General features: G+C 62.1%; 12 protein-coding genes. 8 read left to right on the top strand and 4 right to left on the bottom strand.

Features of this window, described 5'->3' with window-relative positions; translation table 11 throughout:
- Positions 1–17: 17 nt before the first annotated feature.
- From GTW25_RS14955 to GTW25_RS14985, 7 genes are all read left to right on the top strand, one after another.
- The gene (locus GTW25_RS14955; protein WP_252913042.1) at positions 18–1,601 is read left to right on the top strand and encodes a GumC family protein; all 1,584 of its coding nucleotides are present in this window, start codon (positions 18–20) and stop codon (positions 1,599–1,601) included.
- Complete coding sequence (locus tag GTW25_RS14960) at positions 1,589–2,377, top strand: P-loop NTPase family protein (RefSeq protein WP_252913044.1); 789 nt, start codon at positions 1,589–1,591, stop codon at positions 2,375–2,377. Before GTW25_RS14955 ends, GTW25_RS14960 begins: the two co-directional genes overlap by 13 nt.
- 122 nt (positions 2,378–2,499) lie before the next feature.
- Positions 2,500–3,333, top strand: a complete 834-nt coding sequence (locus GTW25_RS14965) for an ExeA family protein (protein ID WP_252913046.1) — start codon at positions 2,500–2,502, stop codon at positions 3,331–3,333.
- Between the two features lie 149 nt (positions 3,334–3,482).
- Entirely contained in the window at positions 3,483–3,731 is a 249-nt protein-coding gene (locus GTW25_RS14970) for a hypothetical protein (RefSeq protein ID WP_252913048.1), read from the top strand.
- Positions 3,732–3,964: 233 nt separating this feature from the next.
- On the top strand, positions 3,965–5,125 hold the full coding sequence (locus GTW25_RS14975; RefSeq protein WP_252913050.1) for a Gfo/Idh/MocA family protein: 1,161 nt from the start codon (positions 3,965–3,967) through the stop codon (positions 5,123–5,125).
- A 111-nt stretch (positions 5,126–5,236) separates the two neighbouring features.
- Positions 5,237–6,535, top strand: a complete 1,299-nt coding sequence (locus tag GTW25_RS14980) for a glycosyltransferase (protein WP_252913052.1) — start codon at positions 5,237–5,239, stop codon at positions 6,533–6,535.
- A 130-nt stretch (positions 6,536–6,665) separates the two neighbouring features.
- Complete coding sequence (locus GTW25_RS14985) at positions 6,666–13,139, top strand: type I polyketide synthase (RefSeq protein WP_252913054.1); 6,474 nt, start codon at positions 6,666–6,668, stop codon at positions 13,137–13,139.
- On the opposite strand, the gene GTW25_RS14990 is transcribed toward GTW25_RS14985, so the two are convergent.
- Both GTW25_RS14990 and GTW25_RS14995 read right to left on the bottom strand, forming a co-directional pair.
- On the bottom strand, positions 13,098–14,396 hold the full coding sequence (locus GTW25_RS14990; protein WP_252913055.1) for a glycosyltransferase: 1,299 nt from the start codon (positions 14,394–14,396) through the stop codon (positions 13,098–13,100). The two genes, GTW25_RS14985 and GTW25_RS14990, sit on opposite strands and share 42 nt — an antisense overlap.
- Positions 14,383–15,798: a hypothetical protein gene (locus GTW25_RS14995; protein WP_252913056.1), complete on the bottom strand. Its 1,416-nt coding sequence runs from the start codon at positions 15,796–15,798 to the stop codon at positions 14,383–14,385. Before GTW25_RS14995 ends, GTW25_RS14990 begins: the two co-directional genes overlap by 14 nt.
- A gap of 181 nt (positions 15,799–15,979) precedes the next feature.
- On the opposite strand from GTW25_RS14995, the gene GTW25_RS15000 reads away from it, so the two are divergent.
- The gene (locus tag GTW25_RS15000; protein ID WP_252913058.1) at positions 15,980–16,477 is read left to right on the top strand and encodes a Clp protease/crotonase-like domain-containing protein; all 498 of its coding nucleotides are present in this window, start codon (positions 15,980–15,982) and stop codon (positions 16,475–16,477) included.
- Here the strand turns inward: GTW25_RS15000 and rfbD are convergent.
- The gene (gene rfbD / locus GTW25_RS15005) at positions 16,426–17,352 is read right to left on the bottom strand and encodes a dTDP-4-dehydrorhamnose reductase (protein ID WP_252913060.1); all 927 of its coding nucleotides are present in this window, start codon (positions 17,350–17,352) and stop codon (positions 16,426–16,428) included. The genes GTW25_RS15000 and rfbD overlap by 52 nt on opposite strands.
- Positions 17,345–18,403: a dTDP-glucose 4,6-dehydratase gene (gene rfbB, locus GTW25_RS15010; RefSeq protein WP_252913084.1), complete on the bottom strand. Its 1,059-nt coding sequence runs from the start codon at positions 18,401–18,403 to the stop codon at positions 17,345–17,347. Before rfbB ends, rfbD begins: the two co-directional genes overlap by 8 nt.
- Between the last annotated feature and the right edge of the window lie 6 nt (positions 18,404–18,409).

Genomic DNA, 18,409 nt, shown 5'->3' on the forward strand with positions numbered 1-18,409 from the left:
GCGGGGTAGGGCGTTCAATGAGTGATTTTCGACTTGTCTATTACTATCTGGATCTGGCGATCCGCCGTCCATTGGTCTGGATCGTACCCGCGCTCATCGCGCTTGCGCTCGGCGCGGTCTATATAGTCAACATCCCGCGAAGCTACTATTCGGAGGCGGTGATCGTCGTCAGTTCGCAGGCGATACCGTCGACGCTGGTCCAGTCCACCGTCACCAACGAGCGCCTTCAATTCATTGAGCAACGCGTTCTGGCCCGCGAGAACCTGCTCAAGCTGGTACGCAAATTCGACCTGTTGCCGGAACTGAAGGGGCAGGTCTCCAACACGCAACTGGCGCATATCGTACGCGGTCACATTGTCATCACCATGAGGGCGACGGAAGCGTCGGAGCAGTTCGCCGCAAGTTCCGTCTTCGGCATCGGCGTCAACGCCTCGACACCCGACCTTGCCGCCGACATGGCAAGCGAGATCGCGGCCATGATCACCGAGGAGAACCGGAGGGCGCGCATGTCGCGCGCAACGGAAGCCAGCACGTTCCTGGAGCGTGAGGTTTCGGTGCTGACCAGTCGTGCGAATGAACTGGGCGCACGCTTGTCCCAATTCACGCAGGACAATGAAAATCGGCTGCCGAGCCGTCTCACGCTGCATCTGAGCGATATTCGCGAAGGGCAGAGCGAACTGGCGGAAATTGCTCGGGAACTGGCCGAAGCACGCTCGAACCTCGACGTGCTGCGCGCGGAACTTTTCGTGCACGAAACATCCGGAGATGCTTCGCTTCGGGAACGACGCGACGAGTTGCGCACGCTGCGCGCCGATCTCGTTGCGCGCTCGACGGTGCTCTCACCGCAGCATCACGAGATCAGGTCGATAAAATCGCGGATCGCCGCACTGGAATCGAATTTGGCGCAAGCCGCGCCCGAAGATGGCCAGGAAGTGGTTTCCGTGAATATGTCGCCGGAAGTCATGCTTGTCGGACAACGCATTAAGTTTGCCGAGCAGCAGGTCGAGGCGCTTGAAGCGCAGCAGGTGGCGCTGACGGGGAACCTCGAAGAAATCCGCAACATCGTCGCCGACATGCCGAATGTCGAGGCGCAACTCAACCTCCTCGTGGCGGAGCGCGACGCGGTGCAGCGGAACCTGGACGACATGTCCGGCAAGCTGAACGTCGCGCGGCTTGGCGAGCGGCTCGAGACGGATCAGCAGGACGAGCAGATCAGGATTCTCGAAACGCCGGAGGCCCCGCTTTATCCGAGCGGCACATCGCGCACCAATTACATGCTCGCCATGCTGGGCGCCTCGCTCGCCCTTGGAATGGGGTGTCTTTACGTCGCCGATACGTTCGATCCCAAAATACGCGGTGCGTTCGATGTCGAGCCGGTCATCGGCGAAAGTCCGCTGGTCATCATCGATTACTGGCAGACCTCGGCGCAGAAGCGCCGGAATATCGCACTTGCGGCGATTGCCTTGCTTCTCCTTGCGCTTGTCGGCGGCTCCGCCCTTTTGGGCCTTTACGGCTGGCCGCCGAACCTCATGGCCTCGAACGACAGCCCCAACCTTTTTGCAATTGCCGACATGTCGAGGACCGATCCATGGAAAGCGTAATCGAAGCCCTCAATCGGGCTCGCATCCTCTCCATCGAGGAGTTGAGGGCAAAAGCTGGCGCACCGGCGGAAGGTTTTCACGCAGACCAGTTGCATGCCGATCCATTTCGCGCGGCGAATCTGCCGGCCCATACACCATCGTCGCTCGATCTCAAAAACAAGCGGATCGTCGCATTCGACGCGAGAGATCGCCAGACGAGGATATTCGACCTTCTGCGCAACGGGCTGCTTGGAACGGTTGGAGACCACGACACACGCGTGATCGCGGTGGTGGCGCCCGCACATGGCTGCGGAGTGTCTACACTCGCTGCCAATCTGGCGTTCAGCACCGCGCGAAAGCGGCAGTGGCAGGTCGTGCTTGCCACGCTCGACCCGTCGCAGACATTCGAACGCCTCGGACTTCGCGCCACCGTAGCGGATTCAGGCAGTGTGGCGGGAGCCGAGACGATCAGGGTTCAGGTCGATGGTTCTGCGCTTTATCTGGCAAACCTGGCTACTCTTGGCGAACTGAGCGGGCAAACCGTTGCACGGCACACGCTTCTCCGCGACTGGATCGATCATGTCAAAAGAGAATGCGGACCGACCGTCCTGATCCTCGACCTGCCGCCGCTACCGATCAGCGATGACAGCGCAACGGTCGCGATGATGTCGAATACGGCGCTGCTCGTCGTGGGTGTCGGATCATCGACCGTCGCGGACATCGAGGCATGCCGAAGTTCGCTTGCGCAGACACCTCATTACGTTGTCCTCAACAAGGCGCGCCCTCACGGTCTTTAACGGCATCGTTTTCCTGCTTGCCGACGCTCCCGTCGCTGGGGCAGGGTGGCACGGCGCGCCCGCGCTTGCGGTCGGGCGCAGGTTCGGGCGCCGTTCTCAAGGTACGATCAGGATTTCGATCCATGTATGAATCGCATTTCGGACTTCGGGAAAAACCGTTTTCCATCCTTCCAAACCCGAAGTTCCTCTATTTGGGCAATCGCCATCGGATGGCCTATTCGATGCTTGAGTACGGCGTGGCGGACAATGCCGGTTTCACGGTCATCACCGGCAATATCGGGTCGGGCAAGACGTCGCTCGTGCGCAAGCTGGTGGGCGAGATTCCCGAAAACGTGACGACGGCGCTTATCAGCAACACATCGGACCAGTCCGGCCGGCTGCTCGACTGGATCATGATGGCTTTCGGCCAGCCTTTCGAGGACCGCTCTTATCCAAGGCTGTATCAGGAATTCCAGCGGTTTCTGGTCGAGCAGCGTCAGGGCGGCCGCCGGTCGGTCGTGATCATCGACGAGGCGCAGAATCTCGATGCGGCGCGTCTGGAAGAATTGCGGATGCTGTCGAACGTCAATGTCGACGAAATGCTGCTTCAACTGGTCGTCGTGGGCCAGCCGGAACTTCGCGATCTGCTCAGGATGCCGGGCATGAAGCAGTTCGCGCAGCGCGTTTCGTCCGACTTCAATCTGCTACCGCTATCGGTGCCTGAAGCGGTGCCATATTTCGCGCACCGGCTCACCGTCGCCGGGGGAAGCCCGCGTCTCTTCACGCGGCCGGCGACCGGCTTGATATACGATCATGCGGCAGGCATTCCGCGGGTCATGAACATCGTTGCGGACCGTTGCCTGCTTTATGCCTTCGCCGAACGAAAGGGCTTCGTCGGCCAGCGGATCGTCAACAAGGTGACGGACGACATGAACAAATACGGCTCTTTCGCGGCGGCCGGAAACCTCGAAGCCTGACGATATCTTCTGCCGGGACGTGCCGAAATTAGCGATGCGTAAACCGGTTTGCGGCAGTCTGCCTGTTCGGAAAGGCCGCGATTCGCTCGGGCGGCCTTCTTTTGGCGAGGCGCAATCCGATCATGCGATCGGGTCAGGATATCACATTGATGATGCTGATCCTTTTTGCAGCGGGGCTGATCCTGGGAACGCGGTTCACCGTCTTCGTGCTCGTTCCCTTCGGCGTCGCCATCACCATCGCGTGCCTAGCATGGGGATTGGTGTCGCCGGGATCCGTGACGCTTCTTGCATGGGCGGCCTATATCGCCGCCCTCAACTTCGGCTTTCTGCTCGGCGGCGTGTTTCGCAGATGCCTGCAAAGGTGCCGGACGGACGATAAGTACGCGTCGCATTCCTAAAGCGCGTCGCGATCTTTCAGACTCTCTCCGTGCGCTTTAGGCTCTTGTTCTTGCGCATGCCTTTATCCCGAAACCGGTGCCCACTTTCGGGAGACATGCGCTAGCCCAAGCGTTACCGCCGGATAGCTGCATTTATCTAATGGCGCGATGAGCAATCCTCGCGCATGATCCGGCAAAAGTGGACTTGCGGCGTCCTCTTCTAGGGTTGGGCCTTGGTCGCGGCGAGGATCGCCATGGTGAAAATTGGCATCGTCGGCACAGGCTATGTCGCTGACCTTTACATGCGCTCATTCGCGAGCTTTCCGGGGCTCGACATCGTGGGCGTTACGGACATCGCAATCGATCGAAGCGAACGGTTCGCGCGACATTGGGGGCTGGTCGCGCTTCCCGATCTCGCGGCCCTTGCCGAAGCTATCGGGCCGGGCGGCCTCGTTCTCAATTTGACCAACCCGGCCGCACACTATCAGATCAGCCGGCAATGCCTCGAGGCGGGGCTTAACGTCTATTCCGAAAAACCGCTTGCGCTCGAACTCGAACAGGCAAGGCACCTATGCGATCTGGCAAAGGAACGCGGCCTGCTGCTTGCTTCCGCGCCGTGCAGCGTGCTCGGCGAAGCCGCGCAACTGATGGCGGCAGCGGTGCGGGCGGATGTCGCGGGTCGCGTCAGGCTCGTCTACGCCGAACTCGACGACGATTACATATCGAAAGCGCCTTACAGCCTGTGGACCAGCAATTCGGGAGCGCCATGGCCTTCGAAGGACGAATTCGAGGTCGGCTGCACGATCGAACATGCCGGATATTACCTGACATGGCTGATCGCCATGTTCGGCAGTGTCCAGAGCATCGTCGCCGTATCGGCCTGCCTGGCGCCCGATCAGATGGAAGTCGATCAGCCGGCTCCCGACTTCTCGGTCGCGACACTGTTCTTCGAATCCAACGTGGTCGCGCGTCTGACCTGTTCCATACTGGCGCCGCACAATCACAAGCTCGTCGTCGTCGGCGACAACGGCATTTTGCAGGTGGACGATTGCTGGGACAATTCTGCGCGGGTCCGCTTTCGCCGGCGTTTTCCGTTTCGCCGCCGCCTCATCACGTCGCCCATTCCACAAAGACTGAAGTTCTCGGCTGAAACGCATGCCAAACCGCGCAGGTTCGGGGCGGCATCGATGAACTTCGCGCTTGGGCCGCTCGATCTCGTCGAAGCGATCCGAGACAAGCGCGCGCCGCGTCTGACGGCGGATTTCGCACTGCACGTTACCGAGGTAACCCTCGCGATTCACACCGCCGGCAATTCCTCGGGAATCAGGACGATCGAGACCAGATGCGCGCCTCTTATGCCGATGCCCTGGGCGTCGCAGTTGCGAAGCCCCGCTCGCTGGCGCAAGGCTGTTTAAGAGATACTTGATATATAGATCGAATTTGCTAGGCGTATTCGGTCAAGACATCCTGCATTGTATTATTTTCAGGGCGCTATTTCAGGTCTTTGAAATAGAGCGGGGGTCGATGTGAATATTTGTTATTTCATAAACACGTATCCGCTGGGCAGTTCGACTTTCATTCGTCGCGAACTCCAGGCGGTCGAGCGCGCCGGCATCAATGTCAACCGGATCGCCGTGCGCGTCGGCGCCCCCCTCATCGAGCCGGCCGATATCGAGGAACGGGCGAAGACCGAGTATATTCTGGGGCAATCCTGGTGGCGGCTGATCTGGATCGCATTGAGCACGATCGCTCAGTTTCCGGTCCGGACGCTGCGTGCATTCGGCCTTGCCATGCAGATGGCGGGCCGGTCGCGGGAAGGATACGTGCGACATGTCGCATATCTCGTCGAGGCCTGTTATCTCGCGCGGCGTTGCCGGGAGCTTCGCATCCAGCACGTCCATACGCATTTTGGAACGAATTCCGCGGCGATCGCGATGCTGGCGAACATGCTCGGCGGTCCGGCCTACAGTTTCACCGTCCATGGCCCGGAAGAGTTCGACATGCCGATTTCGCTGTCGCTTGGTGACAAGATCGCTCGCGCCGCCTTCGTTGTGGGCGTGAGTTCGTTCGGCCGCAGCCAGCTTTACAGGTGGAGCGAGGCCACGCACTGGCATCGGATCAAGGTCGTCCATTGCGGTCTCGACACGACGATGTTTCCGGATCCTTCACCGCCGGCCGGGCGCCGACGGCTCGTCACGATCGGACGTCTGGTCGAGCAGAAGGGACAGTTGCTACTTATCGAGGCGATGGCGCAGGCATCGAAAACCTTTCCCGATCTCCACTTGACCATCATCGGCGACGGCGTCCTGCGCGGCGAGATCGAACGCGCCATCCGTCACGCCAGGCTGGAGCGGAACGTCACGATGCCCGGATGGCTGGACGAGCAGGCTGTCAGGCGGGAACTGGCGGACGCGGACGCGCTCGTTCTGCCGAGCTTTGCCGAGGGCTTGCCGGTCGTGCTCATGGAAGCCATGGCGTCGGCGCGACCGGTGATCACAACCCGGATCGCCGGCATACCTGAACTCGTATCCGACGGCGTTCACGGCTGGCTCGTGACGGCGGGCGATGTAACGTCGCTTGTGGCTGCAATCGAACGGTTTGCCGTGACGCCCGCCGAGGAACTCGGCGCAATGGGCCGCGCATGCCGCGAACGATCCCTCGACCGGCACGACGTCGACCGCTGCGCGGCGCAACTCGCCGAGATGTTCGCGGCGGACGTCGAACCTGCCCGGCTTTCCGAGAACCGGACGCCGGTTACCACAACGCGGCTTTCGGGCAACCGAAAGCTCGGCTGGATCGGGAAAGGCGCGGAGGATGTGCGCTGAAGCGCCGCTTCGTGATTTTCACAAGCACAGGTGCCTGTCGTGCAAGCACAATCGAATGATTGATTGAAGACGCACTTGCACGACCGGTAAATTCGAGCCCCGCAGGGTCTGTCATTGGGTGCGTGATTTCATGAACGACTGTTCGCCGCTGGCTGCTGTATCGCCGAACGACATCGCCGTCGTCGGCATGTCGTTGCGCGTTCCGGGCGCCAGGAACGTCGCGCAGTTCTGGGCCAATATCAGAAACGGCGTGGAATCGGTCCGCGACCTGACGGCCGAGGAAATGGCGGCGGCGGCCGCCGACGGCGACCCGCTGGACGGCGCAAACTATGTGCCGCGCACGGCCGATCTGGCGGATATGGAGATGTTCGATGCGGATTTCTTCGGTCTCAGCCCGAAGGAAGCGGCGATCATGGACCCGCAGCATCGCCACTTCCTCGAATGCGCCTGGGAGGCGATGGAGGATGCGGGGCGAACGCCGGATACGGCGTCCGGGCCGGTCGGCGTTTTCGCCGGCTGCGGCATGGGCAGCTACTTCTATTTCAATGTGTGCAGCAATAGGCAGCTTGTCGATCAGGTTGGCATGTTCCTGCTTCGGCACAACGGCAACGACAAGGATTTCCTCGCCACCCGCGTTTCGTTCAGTTTCGATCTGCGCGGGCCGAGCGTCAACGTGCAGACCGCGTGCTCGACCTCGCTGGTCGCTACCCACTATGCCTGTCAGAGCCTCATCAGCGGCGAGTGCGACATGGCGCTTGCCGGCGGCGTGACGATCGAGTTTCCGCATCGGCGCGGCTATATGTTTCAGGAGGGCGAAATCCTTGCGCCGGATGGGCATTGCCGGCCGTTCGACCATCGCGCAGCCGGCACAGTGTTCGGGAGCGGCGTGGGCGTGGTCGTGCTGCGCCGCCTAGCGGATGCCATCGCCGACGGGGACCGGATCCACGCCGTCATCAAGGGCTCGGCGGTCAACAATGACGGCGCGACGAAGGCCGGATATCTGGCGCCCAGCGTGAACGGGCAGGCCGAGGCCGTCATCGAGGCGATGGGTCTTGCCGGGGTCGATGCCGACACGATCGATTATGTCGAATGCCATGGAACCGGAACCGCGCTCGGAGACCCCATCGAGATCGAGGCGCTGACGCAGGCTTTCCGCCAAAACACGACGCGCAAGGGCTTTTGCGGCGTGGGGTCGGTCAAATCCAATATCGGTCACCTCGACACGGCCGCAGGCGTCGTCAGCCTCATCAAAGCCGCGCTTGCGCTCAAGCACGGCGAAATCCCCCCTTCGCTCGGTTACGACGCGCCGAACCCGGCCATCGATTTCGGGAACAGCCCGTTTTTCGTCAATGCGGCCCTGCGTGCCTGGCCACGAACAGGACGGCCACGCCGCGCGAGCGTCAATTCTCTGGGCGTCGGCGGCACAAACGTCCATGTGGTGCTCGAACAGGCACCTACGGTAGCGCGTATCGAGCGCGGACGTGACGAGCAGGCGACGCTGCTGCTTCTTTCGGCAAAGCAGCCCAAAGCGCTCGATGACATGGCCGCAAGACTGGGTGCGGCGATCGAAGCGCAGCCCGAATTGGAGATAGGCGACGTCGCCCATACGCTTTTGACCGGCCGCAAGCATTTCGAACATCGCCGGGTCATCTGCGTCGAGGGCCGCGAAGATGCGATCGCGGCGCTGACGACCAATCGCTTCTTCGCTCACAAAAGCGTCGAGGGCGCGGGCGAGGCCGTGTTCCTGTTTCCCGGCGGCGGTGCCCAGCATCCCGGCATGGCCCGAAGCCTTTACGAGAAGAACGCCGAGTTCCGGGCGCATGTGGATGAGGGGCTGGGCTATCTGCCAGCCGAGGCGGCGGCTGATATCCGCGAAGTCTGGCTTGGCCGGTCGAGGGCACCCAATGAAGCGGCCGGGCTGTTTCTGATCCCGTCGCGCCAGTTGCCGGCCATCCTGATCACGGAAGTCGCGCTCGCGCGCCTGTGGATGGGAAAGGGGATACGCCCCACCGCTCTGATCGGACATTCGATGGGGGAGAATGCAGCGGCCTGCGTCGCCGGCGTGCTGAGCTTCAAGGATGCGGTCGGTCTCGTCCATCTGCGCGGCCGGTTATTCGACACGGTGGAGCCGGGGGGCATGCTCTCTGTTTCGACCGATGCCGCGATGCTTCGCGACCTCATGCCGGCCGAACTCGATATCGCCTCGGTGAACGCGCCGCAGCTTTGCGTCGTCTCGGGACGCAATGCCGATCTGGAGGCGTTCAGCGGCGTCCTTGCCGGCCAAAATATCGACACGGCGCGCGTGCCGATCGACATTGCCGCGCATTCGCGCATGCTCGACGGCATTCTCGCGCCCTTCGAGGCCTATCTGCGCAGCATCGTGTTGCGACCACCCGCGATCGCGATCATCTCGAACAGGGACGGCCAGCCACTTTCGGCTGCGGACGCCACCGATCCCGCCTATTGGGTTCGGCATTTGCGTTCGACGGTCGAGTTCGCAAAGGGACTGGCCTTTCTAGCGGCCGATGAGCGGCGCGTCTTTATCGAAGTCGGTCCGGGTCGCACGCTCTCCTCGCTGGTGAAAGCGCAGGGCAATATCGACGCCAACCGCGTGATCAATTCGCTGCCGCATGCCGATGACGACCAGAACGACCATCTGCATTTCAATGCCGCGCTCGGACGAAGCTGGGCGGTCGGGCTCGCCCCGGACATCGAGGGTCTGACGTCGCGCCCGGGTGCGCGGCGCGTCGGCCTGCCGACCTATCCGTTTCAACACAAGCGCTATTTCATCGAGCCGTCGCGTGAACGGGGCCATCAAGCCGCCACTGAGGCGCCGCTGGAGAAACTTGTCGACATGGAGCAATGGGGCTACCGACGCTCATGGAAGCGCTCGGTTCCCGACTATACGCCCCACGCGGAGGCTCAAACTGCGTCTTGGCTGATTTTCCTCGACGATGGTGGGCATGGCGCAAAATTGGCGACGAGACTGCGTGGTATCGGACACACCGTCGCCACCGTCGCAATCGGCGATGTGTTCGCCGTTCGCGGCGCGGATGAATTCGTGCTGTGCCCGGAGGACGGGGCAGCCGGATACGACGCGCTGGTCAGCGCGCTCGGCGAACGGGGAGACCTGCCGCGCAGGATCGTCCATCTGTGGCTTTTGTCGGAAGCCGAGACATTCAGGCCGGGATCGAGTTTCTTTCAGCGCAATCAGGAATGCGGGTTCGACAGCCTGCTTCATTTTGCGCAGGCGCTGGCGGAGGTGGATCAGGGGCATGATCTGGCAATCACCATCGGAACGAACGGACTTCAGCGGGTCGATAGAGAGGCCGTGCCGTATCCGGAAAAGGCGACTATGCTCGGGCCGGCAATGGTTATTCCGCGCGAATTTGCCGACAGTTTCGTGCGCGTTGTGGATTTCGAGGTTGCCGGTGTGCCGGTAAAGGTGCGGCGCTGGAAGCGTCAGGCGGCACCGGTCGATGCGATATCCGACCAGCTTTGGGAGGAGGTTTTTTCGGGCGCTGCCAGCGAGATCGTCGCGTGGCGCGGCGAGCGGCGATGGACGCAATCCTATATGAAGCTGCCGCTCAAGCCGGCGGCAGCGGACATTGCTGGCCTGCGGCAGGAGGGCGTCTACCTCTTTACCGGCGGCCTTGCCGATTTGTCGATCACACTCGCGCGGTCGCTGGCGCGTGACCTTGGAGCCCGCCTCGTTCTTGTGGGCCGAACGGACCTGCCGCCGCAAGATGCGTGGCCGCTTTGGCGACGCGTCCTTCCTTTGCGACACGGCATTCGGCGCGCCATCGAAGTGATCGACGACCTCGAAGCGGGCGGCGGCGAAGTGCTTTACGTGCAGGCGGACGTCACCGATCCGGAAGCGATGGAACGCGCTTTCGGTCAAGCTCGGGACCGGTTCGGCAGGATCGACGGCGTCTTTCATGCAGCGGGCGTCGTGGACGACGGCCTGATGGCGGCGAAGTCGACCGAGAGCATCGACAATGTGCTCGCGCCGAAACTTTACGGAACTGCCGTGCTCGATCAGGTTCTGGCGCGCGACCCGGTCGATCTCGTCGTTTTGTTCTCCTCGACCAGCACCGACACCGCGCCGGCGGGACAAGTCGATTACGTCGCAGCAAACGCCTATCTGAATGCCTATGCCGAGGCGCACGCAAACGACCGGAATCGACGGACCGTTGCGGTACACTGGGGCGTGTGGAACGAAGTGGGCATGGCGGCCCGTGCTGTCGCCGGCGTCTCGTCCAACAATTATGGGGCCACGGTCTCGCACGAGCGCCCGTCGGATCTCCTGTTCGACCGCTGGGTCGAGGATGAGAACGGCGTTTCCTGGCTGGAAGCCGATATCGGGCCGGATTCGCACTGGATGCTGGACGAACACCGGCTGACATCCGGGCAGTCGATCTTGCCGGGAACGGCCTATATCGACATCTTTCTGCGTGCTGCGCGTGCATACGGCCTCGCCGAAACCGGCGTTCTTTCGGACCTCGTTTTCCTGCGGCCGCTGATGGTGCCGGATGGCGAGACGCGGACGTTGCGAATCGGCTTTACGCCGACCGGGCAGGGGTTTCAGGCGACCATCCACTGCGCCGGCAAACATGCCGAAGCGCTTTTCGTGCCCGGCGAGCCGGAGTGCAGGCGCGGCGACCCGACGACGCGGCTGCAAGCGGCATGCACCGATATCCGCATGGCGCCGGAGGGGAGGGCGCTGGCGTCGGTGCAGGAGGGACATATAAGGTTCGGTCCGCGCTGGCGGGTGCTGCGACACCTGGCGCTCGGGCCGCGCGTCGCCATGGCGAAGATCGCACTGGCTCCGGACTTTCTTGGCGATTTCCAAAGTGGATGCGTCGTTCATCCCGCGCTTCTCGATATCGCAACCGGCTGCGCGCTGGAACTCGTTCCCGGCTACGAGCCCGACGAAACGCTTTGGGCGCCCGCAAGCTATGGTTCGATCGTTCTTCATCGGTCCTTGCCCGCCAGCTTCGACAGCATCGTTCGGCTCGCAGAGAACGCGGATCTCGGGGAGGGGTATGCCGCGTTCGACGTGCAGATCGTCGGTGACGACGGCGTGGTCATTGCACAGATCGAGAATTTCGTCGTCAAGCGGCTGGTGAACGACCTCGGTTTCGCCGACGCGCCGGAGGTTCCGACCGCCGCCATCGGCCGAACATCGCAGGCTCATGCACCGCTTGCCGCGCAGGTCCGCAACGGCATCTCACCACATGAAGGGTTCGAGGCGCTGGTGCGGGCGCTCGGCACCGGCGAGACGCAACCGATCGTCAGTTCGATGGACCTTGAGGCGCTGCGCGTTCGCGCGTCGGCACGAAAGGCGGATGCGGCCGGCCCATCGCAGCAATTCGATCGACCGGAACTCGACGAAGACTACGTCGCGCCTCGCAACGAGATCGAAACGAAACTGGCCGAGTTCTGGCGCGAGCTGCTAGGCGTGGTACGGGTCGGCGTTCACGACAACTTCTTCGATGTCGGCGGCCATTCCCTGATCGCCGTGCGCCTGTTCCGCATGATCCGCAATCACTACGGCATCGACCTGCCGATGTCGGTCCTTTTCGAAGCGCCGACGATCGGCGCATGTGCGGCGCTGCTTGCCGAGCATGGGGCGGGCGGCGATTGCGAACAGATTGCGGCGCAGGCGTCCGGAACGACGGCCGCCCGGAGCGTTCATCTGGTTCCTCTTCACGCAAGCGCTGCGAATTCGTCGGCAACCCCGCTTTTCATCTGCGCAGGCATGTTCGGCAACGTTCTTAATCTTCGCCAGCTTGCGATGCATGTCGGGCGCGACAGACCTGTTTATGCGCTGCAGGCACGGGGCCTTTTCGGCAATGCGCCGCCGCACGAAACCTTTGAGGAAATGGCGCGCGACTATCTTGCAGAGGTGCGGACCGTGCAACCTCATGGGCCGTATTTCCTGGCGGGCTTTTCGGGTGGGGGGATAACGGCCTACGAGATGGCACTGCAACTCGACGGAGCCGGCGAGAAGGTCGCACGGCTGATCCTGCTCGATACGCCGCTGCCTGTGCAGCCGGGCCTTTCGAAGCGCGACCTTGCGTCGATGAAGCTTCAGGACGTTCGCCGTGACGGCGTCATGTTTTTCTCGCGTTGGCTGCGCAACCGCGTTCGCTGGGAGATGGAAAGGAAGCGGAGGCGCGAGGCGCGATCGCAGGTCGTATCGTCCGAAACTTTCCACAATGCGCAGATCGAGGCGGCATTCCTGCGGGCGCTGGCGCTTTATGAACTCAAGCCCTATGACGGCAGAGTCACGCTTTTCAGGCCCGAGCCGGAGATCCTTTATCATCTGAGCGGCGGCCGCCGGCTGAAGGAAGGGCGCAATTTCGTCTTCGACGACAATGGCTGGACGCCCTTCATCGAGAATTTCGAAGTGACGGTCGTTTCGGGCGATCACGACAGCATGGTGCTCGAGCCGCATGTGCGCATGCTGGCCGACCGTATCCGCCGCGCTTTGTCTGGCGCGATGGAGCGTGAACGAGCGACGGAGGCAGAGGGAAAGTTCGAGCGCGGCCTTGCGGCTTCAATGCACAGCGGCCGTGGCCTGATGGCGCTGGTAGACTAACATCATCGAATCGATCCGTTTGTCCCAGTCGAAATGATCGACGATGCGCTGTCGCGCGGAACGGGCGAGCGTGTCCCTGTATTGCGCGTCGTTCGCCAGTCGCTCCATCGCCGCGGCGAAGCCGGCGATCATCGCCTCGCGCGACGTCGGCTCGACCAGAATGCCGCAGGTTTCGTCGATATAGTCGGACGGGCCGCCCCATCTGGTCGCGACGGCCGGCGTGCCGCACGCCATCGCCTCGAGCACGACCGCGCCCCCACACTCGCGCACACTGGGCAAAAGCAGCGCTCGGGCGCCACGGACCCGATCGGCGCATTGCGCTTGCGGCAGCCAGCCGCTGAAGATCACGCGCTCGCCAAGTCCCAGATCGGCCACAAGCGCCTTACAGGCGTCCTCCTCCGGACCCGATCCGATGATTTCCAGCGTGACGTCGTCGCCACTCTTCATTCGAGCGAGTGCCAGAATCGCGATGTCGACATTCTTCAGGCCGATCAGTCGTCCCATAAAGACGAAATGCCGCTTGCCCGCGTCGCTTGCGATGTCGCCGCATTGCCAGACGGCCAGATCGACGGCGTTTTCGTGCATCGCGACCATCTCGCCCTTGCTGCCTTGCGGCAGGGCGGCGCGCGTGCGTTCATTCGCATGGAGCAGCGCAGCGCCCCGTAACTTGCCCGGAACCACGCGATGGGCGATCTGCGCGGCAGCTCGTGCGAGGTTGATTTTCACGGCGTTCATACCTGAAAAAGCGCCGCTCGGCTGAAACGCTTCGGGGTATGTCATGTTGCCGTTCATGGGGCCGATGACGACTGGGCATCCCATGTCGTACAGGAAAGACGGCTCCCTTGGAGAGACGGGAATCGGCTGATGCAGGATCGTCACCTTGTGGCGGCGGATGATGTCGCGAGCGATCCGCCGCGCTTCGAGCTGGGTCGCAAGACGGCTGGCATAGCCGATGGTGAAGTGGGAGACCATGGATGGCAGCCGGCTTTCCAGACGCCAGCATAGCCTGTTGAAAGCGTTGTCCTTCACGAAAACAATCCGATCGAGATCGGTCGCACATGCGTGCGCGATCTCGTCGCGGGTCCTTTCATGCGTGACCATCCAGGTTTCGATGCCGCGGCGGCGCAACCGGGTGAAATAGTGGAGCGGCAAGGACGCCTCGCCGCCGAACCGGAAGGATGCATGTTCGCACACGATCAGAACACGCGGTGCGCGCTGGGTAGAGCTTTCGACGTTTCGTGTGTCAGCCTTGTCCAACGGCGTGCCCTCGAATTAGCCGGATACGCCCCCGCGCTGCGGTAGATCGCATACGCCTGACCTCGGCGAGTTTTTCGGCATAACCGAGCATCGACCCGCACAAAAGCCAGGTGAAGGGGATCAAGGTCGCGTTGGGAATGAGGTCCAGCATGTTGAATGCCAGCATCAGCGCAAGAGCTCCCAGATAGGGCGAAGCGCCTTCGTCCGACAATGAGCGGCTCTGTCGCCAAAGCATTATAACCGGCAGTGCGAGCAAAACGAATTCGGCGATATACGCCATCCAGCCTCCCAAGCCCAACACGATGATCCAGCGACCGTCCATGGTGGAAATATTGCGACCCGTTTCATAGTCGTGGATCGCGCTCCGATCCCATCCACCCCAGCCAAATATCGGTTTTTCACCGGCTCTTCGGAGCAATGCCTGTTCATTGTCGAAGCGGAACTGAAGCGATTGCATGCGCTCGTGATCGATCCGCTCGGCCTGTTCCAGCATTGCCTGCACCGGCACGAGATCGGCACCGCGCAGGATCGGATAGGCGATGACGACGACGGCCAGAATGGCGGCGACCCGAAGCTGTGTGCGCGTCCGTGCAAACAGAACGAGCGGGAGGAGCGCTGCGGCGAGAACAAGCGGACCCAGACTGCGGCAAAAGATCAGGATGACTGCGAGATAGAGCGTTGCGGCGAGGTAGCGTGCCCGCCGCCGCGGTTCGGCGAAACGCAGGGCGGCGCCCGCAGCCGCAAGTGCCGTCACGGTGAAAAAAGCGACCCAGAGGCCGTGCTGCAGGAACACGACCGGCCTGAAGCCGCCGAACCGCACCGTCTGGGCGAAGCCGTGCTGGAAGAAGCCGTAGATTTTCGTGTTGAGCTGCGGGCTCATACGCATTTCGTAGAGCATGGGGATCGAATAGATCAGCCCCGCTATGACCAGCGCCCGGACAAGCTCGCGATGCGCATTCGGCGTTGCAAGTACCTCCCGCCCGAGGAGAAGCGGAAGCAACGCCAGAAACTGATAAGCCGCGCTCGACAGGATGTCTCGCGACGAAAGGCCGGGGAGCAGACCACCGGTCGCGAAGATGATCGGCTCGCGATTGGTAAGGACCGTTCCGATCGGGCTGAGGACAAAAGTCAGGACAAGCAGTTTGCCGAGCATCGTCGCCGGCAGGGGACGGATCCTGCGACCGAGCGCGAGGAGGCACAGGCAGGCCGAAAGGGCAGGAATGGCGTGCTTGTCCAGCGAGGGCAGAACGGGAATGTCGAAGGCGACGAGCGGCGGCAGGAAAAGATACCCGCCGAGAATCGACCATATCAGCGCGCGCTCCACCGGCATGCGGCGGAACATCACGAAGACGACGACCGGCCATGCCGAAAGCATCAGATATGCAAATGCATTCCCCGGCATCTATGCCGCCCGCCTTACTTGCCCTTCAGCGATGGATGCTTCGACCCCCTGGAGTTGAATTATCACGATCGCGCCGCTGCCTGCCCATCGATTCCTGCATCGACATCCACGTTATGGTCGAGCGTGCGATGTCGGAAGTAGATAATCCTGGCTAGAGATTGATGGCGATGGATAGGCTATCGTGCTCTGGACGATATTTCGGCCAGACCCGGCATCGTTTCTTGCGAAACGTCATCGACTGAAAGCAAAGGCAATGCTCAATCGGCTTTCACATTTGTCGTTTCGTACGCGATCCTCTGATCGCGATGCTGAAACGGACCGCTTGAGACGTAGCCGGATCGTGAAGCTCATGGAGGATGTCGCCTCGGAAATCCTGTTGGAACGTCGTGGTCTCAAGGCCCGTTATGACGAGGCGTGCGTTTCGGCGGGCTTCGCTCTCGACGACAATTCGCAAAACGAAACATGCAGCCGGGACGCGATGTTGGCGGACCTGTCCACGACGGTCATGGCATGTGAAAAACGTCTGACGGTCTTGTCAGGTCATCTGGAAAGGCTGGCCGCGGCACGGGCCGAGATTGGCGCTATTGATGGCGAAACGGCAGATCGTTCTTCCCCCAAGGATCGCGTCTACGCGACCGGGGACGGCAGGACTGGTGCCGTCGACGCATCTCGCAGATAGATCTCGACGAATGCGTCGGCGCTGGCCTGCCAGGCGGGCAGTTCCAGACCGAAAGCCGCATGCAGTTTCGTCGTGGAAAGCACCGAATAGGCCGGCCGCGCGGCCGGCGTGGGATAGTCGGCGCTGCCGATCCGATCCACGCGCGCATATGGGCCTCCAAGGCGCTTTGAAGCGGCAAAGAGGCGCTCGGCGAAGTCGGCCCAATTTCCCTCGCCCGACGATGCAGCGTGAAAGACGCCGCGACGGTCGGGCGTCTTTGCGCCTGTCAGCGCGACCCTCAGGATCGTCTCGGCCAGATGCGGCACATAGGTCGGTGTTCCGAACTGGTCGCTCACCACACGCACGATTTCGCGCTCCTGCGCCAGCCTCATCATGGTGCGCGCGAAATTCGTGCCCCATGGCGCGTAGAGCCATCCGGTTCGCAGGATGACATGTGCGGGATTGCATGCTGCCACTTCCGCTTCGCCGGCAAGCTTGGAGCGGCCATAGGCGTTGATCGGGCCGGTCGGGTCGCTTTCGACATAGGGCGCCGCCTTGTTTCCCGAAAAGACGTAGTCGGTGGAAATATGGATGATCGGCAGGCCAGCTTCTTTGCACGCGGTTGCTGCATTGCCGGCACCTTTCGCGTTGATCGCCATTGCCGATTCCGGCTCGCTTTCCGCCCGGTCGACCGCAGTGAACGCGCCGGCATTGATCACGACATCGGGCGCATGGCGCGCGATTGTCGACCTGATCGAAGCCGGGTTTTCGAGATCGAGTTCGGGCCGACCGGCGCAGATGACGCTCGCGTCCGGGTGCCGGGCGCGTGACAAAGCCTGGGCAAGTTGGCCGCTTTTGCCCAGGACCAACACGCGGGTCTTCGAGGTTTCAGGCAAGTTGGCCCAGCCTTTCTCCCGCATAACTGCGTTCGCGGATCGGTCGCCACCAGGCTTCGCTGTCGAGATACCAGCGAACGGTGCGCTCTAGGCCGGTTTCAAATGTATGGCCGGGTTTCCAGCCGAGTTCGGTTTCAAGCTTGGTCGCGTTGATGGCGTAGCGTCTGTCGTGGCCCGGCCGATCGGCGACGAAACGGATGAGATCGCGGTGGCCGGCCGTGCCTGAGCGAGGACGCAGCCGGTCCAGCGTATCGCAGATCGACTCGACGACTTCGAGATTGGTACGTTCAGACCTGCCGCCGACATTGTAGCTTTCGCCAAGCCTGCCATTGAGCAATATGCGTTCGAGCGCCAGGGCGTGATCCTCGACGAACAGCCAGTCGCGGACGTTTTCGCCGCGCCCGTAGACCGGCAATTCGCGTTCGTGCAGCGCGTTGAGGATGACGAGCGGGATCAGCTTTTCGGGGAAGTGATAAGGCCCGTAATTGTTCGAGCAGTTGGACATGACCACCGGCAGGCCGTAAGTCTCGCGCCATGCCCGAACAAAATGATCCGAGGCTGCCTTGGACGCCGAATAGGGCGAAGAGGGACGGTAGGGGGTCTCTTCAGTGAAGAGACTGTCGTCGAAGTCGAGGTCGCCGAATACCTCGTCGGTCGAAACATGCAGGAAGCGAAACGCATCGCGTCGGTCTTGCGGCAATTGCCGCCAGTACCACAGCGCCGCGCCGAGCATGCGGCAGGTGCCGACGACATTGGTCTGGATGAAATCGTCCGGCTGGTCGATAGAGCGGTCCACATGGCTTTCGGCCGCAAGATGCATGATGTGCGTGACGTCCTCACGTATCAGGATTTCGCGCACGGCGGCTTCGTCACAAATGTCGGTGCGATAAAACCGATAATTGGGCTGGCCGGAAACGCTGAGCACGGATGCGGGGTTGCCCGCATAGGTGAGTTTGTCGAGATTGATAACCGTAATCGCAGGATTTGCCGCCAGATGGCGAACGACCGCGGAACCGATGAAGCCGGCCCCGCCGGTGACGAGTATGCGCATGGCCGT

Origin of the sequence: Aliihoeflea aestuarii (assembly GCF_024105665.1) — a bacterium.
Classification (GTDB): Bacteria; Pseudomonadota; Alphaproteobacteria; order Rhizobiales; family Rhizobiaceae; genus Aliihoeflea; species Aliihoeflea aestuarii.

Bases quoted from the DNA above. Each gene is read 5' to 3' on its own strand.
- GTW25_RS14970 (WP_252913048.1), top strand. From the start codon at position 3,483: ATGATGCTGATCCTTTTTGCAGCGGGGCTGATCCTGGGAACGCGGTTC.
- GTW25_RS14995 (WP_252913056.1), bottom strand. From the start codon at position 15,798: ATGCCGGGGAATGCATTTGCATATCTGATGCTTTCGGCATGGCCGGTC.
- GTW25_RS14975 (WP_252913050.1), top strand. From the start codon at position 3,965: ATGGTGAAAATTGGCATCGTCGGCACAGGCTATGTCGCTGACCTTTAC.
- GTW25_RS14960 (WP_252913044.1), top strand. From the start codon at position 1,589: ATGGAAAGCGTAATCGAAGCCCTCAATCGGGCTCGCATCCTCTCCATC.
- GTW25_RS14985 (WP_252913054.1), top strand. From the start codon at position 6,666: ATGAACGACTGTTCGCCGCTGGCTGCTGTATCGCCGAACGACATCGCC.
- GTW25_RS14955 (WP_252913042.1), top strand. From the start codon at position 18: ATGAGTGATTTTCGACTTGTCTATTACTATCTGGATCTGGCGATCCGC.
- rfbB (WP_252913084.1), bottom strand. From the start codon at position 18,403: ATGCGCATACTCGTCACCGGCGGGGCCGGCTTCATCGGTTCCGCGGTC.
- GTW25_RS14965 (WP_252913046.1), top strand. From the start codon at position 2,500: ATGTATGAATCGCATTTCGGACTTCGGGAAAAACCGTTTTCCATCCTT.